The following is a 3,101-nucleotide window of genomic DNA, read 5'->3' on the forward strand; positions in this document are numbered from 1 at the left end:
TCGAGGGCTTATCCTAGAATAACCCCAAAAAGTGACGTGAAGCTTTGTAGCAACACCGATTACTTTTCGGGGACCCCAAGAGAACGGGGCTAAAACGCAAATCGTTTCGTATCTAGTTTTCAGGGAGTCAATAAAGATTCTCGAAGCTCTAGTAGCTTTGGAATGAAAAGTGGCTTTCAGCATTTGGCGATGCTGAATCCTGAATATAAGCATTTTGCAAAGAATGCTCCGTTTGGTGGCGATGGCGGAGGGGTTCCACGCGTACCCATCCCGAACACGACCGTTAAGCCCTCCAGCGCCGATGGTACTTGGACCGAAGGGTCCTGGGAGAGTAGGACGCCGCCAAGCGGAAAACCACATTTTGTGTGGTATTTTTTTTGCCTATAATACATGTCCATACAGAAGGGCCCTTAGCTCAGCTGGTTAGAGCGCACCCCTGATAAGGGTGAGGTCGGTGGTTCGAGTCCACTAGGGCCCACCATATTCCCTGATAGTTCAGTTAGTAGAGAACTCGACTGTTAATTGAGTTGCCTCAGGTTCGGGGAGCCATGTGCTAAAAAACGTCCAAGAAGGTCTGGAAGTTATCGTACTGCATTTCGACTTGGACTTTATATATACGGCCCGTTGGTCAAGGGGTTAAGACACCTCCCTTTCACGGAGGTAACAGGGGTTCGAATCCCCTACGGGTCACCATTATTACTTAGCTTCGATAGGGGATGAGAACCCAAAAGGGTTCGTCGGAGCATGAACTTCGGTAGCGCTGCTTCGCAGTCTCGAACGAAGAGAGAGTATCCCCTACGGGTCACCATTTTATACTATCGCGGGGTGGAGCAGCTCGGTAGCTCGTCGGGCTCATAACCCGAAGGCCGCAGGTTCAAATCCTGCCCCCGCAATTACTTTCCCACATAGAAAGTGTCTCTGTGGAACCGTGGTGTAGAGGCCTAACATGCCTGCCTGTCACGCAGGAGATCGCGGGTTCGAATCCCGTCGGTTCCGCCATTTATATTAGCTCCAAGGATGAGAATCCGGATATCGGGATTGTCGGAGCATCATTATTTCAATTAAGTATTTTACTAATTGAGAGCCATTAGCTCAGTTGGTAGAGCACCTGACTTTTAATCAGGGTGTCGAAGGTTCGAGTCCTTCATGGCTCACCAGTTTTTCTTCAAAGAATGAATTGACAAGTACTTTCAATCATGGTATATCAATAAATTGCAACGCTAGTATGACGTCTTGGATCTAGTGGGCATACCGTGGAGGTTCAAGTCCCTTTACGTGAACTATACTTAATATTAAATCCGTAAATTCTACGAAGATTTTACGGTTTTTTTATGTCCTGATATCGATAGAGAAAGGTAGGCATTAACGCTGATATATGTGATTATTATCACAAATGTAAAAATATATAGTAGCTATAATAGGACTGTTCAGAGAAACATTTCATACACTGGGGGTGTACTACATGTTAAAACGTGTCATAAAGTGGTGCGCTCGCTTGGGTCTTACAATTCATGTAGCTAAAACTGTACTGGCAGCGGCGATCTCGTGGTCTATAGCATCGTTGTTGTTTGGGGATCATTATTCGTATTTTGCACCGCTCGCTGCAGTTCTAACGGTTCAATTAACCATTGCGGATACCATGGAAAAGGGCTTGTATCGTATATTGGGTGTTATTATTGGTGTTGCCGTAACAGTGCTCGTAGTTCCATACGTAGGTAAAAATTTTATCGGGATTGTTATTGTACTTCTCCTAGGTATGGGGGCGGCGACAGCTTTTAAGCTTAATCCGCAGATTATCTCGCAGATTGGTGTCAGTTCTGTGATGGTGATGTCTTTTCAGCAAGCGCAAGGATATGCAACGGGGCGTATCATTGAAACAATCGTGGGTGCGCTCGTCGCTGTAATCATTCAAGTTGCGATTCGTCCCGAGAATAAAGTGCCATCCGCGATTAAGCGGAGCTCGAGTATCTGTCTAAAGCTTGCGGAACGCATGATGCAGCTAAGTAAGACGGTGAGTGTATCATACACGGAAATGTATTCAGACAAAACTGATGTGGAGTTAATGAATTGGAGTAGGACGTTAAATGATGCTTTTTGTGGTGCCCAAAAAAGTTTAAAGTATAATTTCCTTTATCGTAAGGATTCCGTTAAGTTATCTGCTTTGCAGGAACAGGTAGAAACCGTTCAGCGGATTATTATTGCGGTATCTAGCGTGAATTATGCTGTGCATGAAATAAGCCAACAGCTCTTGCAAGAGCTTCCTATAGAAAGAACATTGATAAGTACTGCCGAATGTATTACGACGTTCGGGAAGCTATTAAGACATTCTACTTCAGAACGGATGTATCGAATCCAAAATCAGATTGCTAAAGCTTATGAAGATCAGCTGCACCTATTTGAATCGTATACAAAATACCAAGCTCAAGCAGAGACGTTGATAGAGATTGGCGGTTTGTTTGCTGATTTGCATCGAATTGTTGCAGAAGTTGAACGTTCTATTCCTTTTTTGGATATGAGTAAAGGTACAGTAAAATCTTTGAATTTCGCTAAGAGGGAGAAAAATTCGGTTCGACGTAGAATAGCTAACTAAAATGTAGGGAATGCAATGATGTATGATGAAACCTCTCGGTGGAAGAAAATACATGTTGCATTCTTTTTGTTTTTTATGATATATTATTAATCCAGCCGCTTGAGAGAGTGAGTTGGCAACCAAATATCATAGCTTTTATTCCGAGAAAAGGAAATGAAAAAAAGCTTGCATTATCGGAATAAACATGATATGATATAAAAGTTGTCGCCGAGAAATATCGGCGAGGACAAAAGAGAGATTTTGATCTTTGAAAACTGAACAACGAGTGAGATACAGGTTTCGGTAACGAAACCGACACGCGAAATCATCGGGTTCGTGACAACTGTCCGAATCGATGGTTGAGCAAACAATGAGAATTATTTCTCGTCAGATTCAAAATGAGTCACAAACTTTCTTGGAGAGTTTGATCCTGGCTCAGGACGAACGCTGGCGGCGTGCCTAATACATGCAAGTCGAGCGGACTTGATGAGGAGCTTGCTCCTCTGATGGTTAGCGGCGGACGGGTGAGTAA

At 43.8% G+C, this 3,101-nt stretch carries 1 protein-coding gene, 5 tRNA genes and 2 rRNA genes; all 8 read left to right on the top strand.

Features of this window, described 5'->3' with window-relative positions; all coding sequences use genetic code 11:
- Positions 1 to 231 precede the first annotated feature (231 nt).
- A 5S ribosomal RNA gene (rrf, locus tag MUG84_RS27060) occupies positions 232 to 348 on the top strand.
- A 56-nt stretch (positions 349 to 404) separates the two neighbouring features.
- Positions 405 to 481: transfer RNA gene (locus tag MUG84_RS27065), tRNA-Ile, on the top strand.
- Positions 482 to 618: 137 nt separating this feature from the next.
- Positions 619 to 693: transfer RNA gene (locus tag MUG84_RS27070), tRNA-Glu, on the top strand.
- A 126-nt stretch (positions 694 to 819) separates the two neighbouring features.
- Positions 820 to 893 (top strand) — tRNA-Met (locus MUG84_RS27075).
- A 29-nt stretch (positions 894 to 922) separates the two neighbouring features.
- Positions 923 to 999: transfer RNA gene (locus MUG84_RS27080), tRNA-Asp, on the top strand.
- Positions 1,000 to 1,081: 82 nt separating this feature from the next.
- Positions 1,082 to 1,157: transfer RNA gene (locus MUG84_RS27085), tRNA-Lys, on the top strand.
- A gap of 305 nt (positions 1,158 to 1,462) precedes the next feature.
- Positions 1,463 to 2,590 (top strand): FUSC family protein, encoded by a 1,128-nt coding sequence (locus MUG84_RS27090; protein WP_244731278.1) that lies wholly within the window; start codon positions 1,463 to 1,465, stop codon positions 2,588 to 2,590.
- 391 nt (positions 2,591 to 2,981) lie between these two features.
- Positions 2,982 to 3,101: ribosomal RNA gene (locus tag MUG84_RS27095) — 16S ribosomal RNA — on the top strand; the annotation flags it as partial.

The sequence above is a fragment of the Paenibacillus mangrovi genome, assembly GCF_022898935.1.
GTDB lineage: Bacteria > Bacillota > Bacilli > Paenibacillales > Paenibacillaceae > Paenibacillus_AQ > Paenibacillus_AQ mangrovi.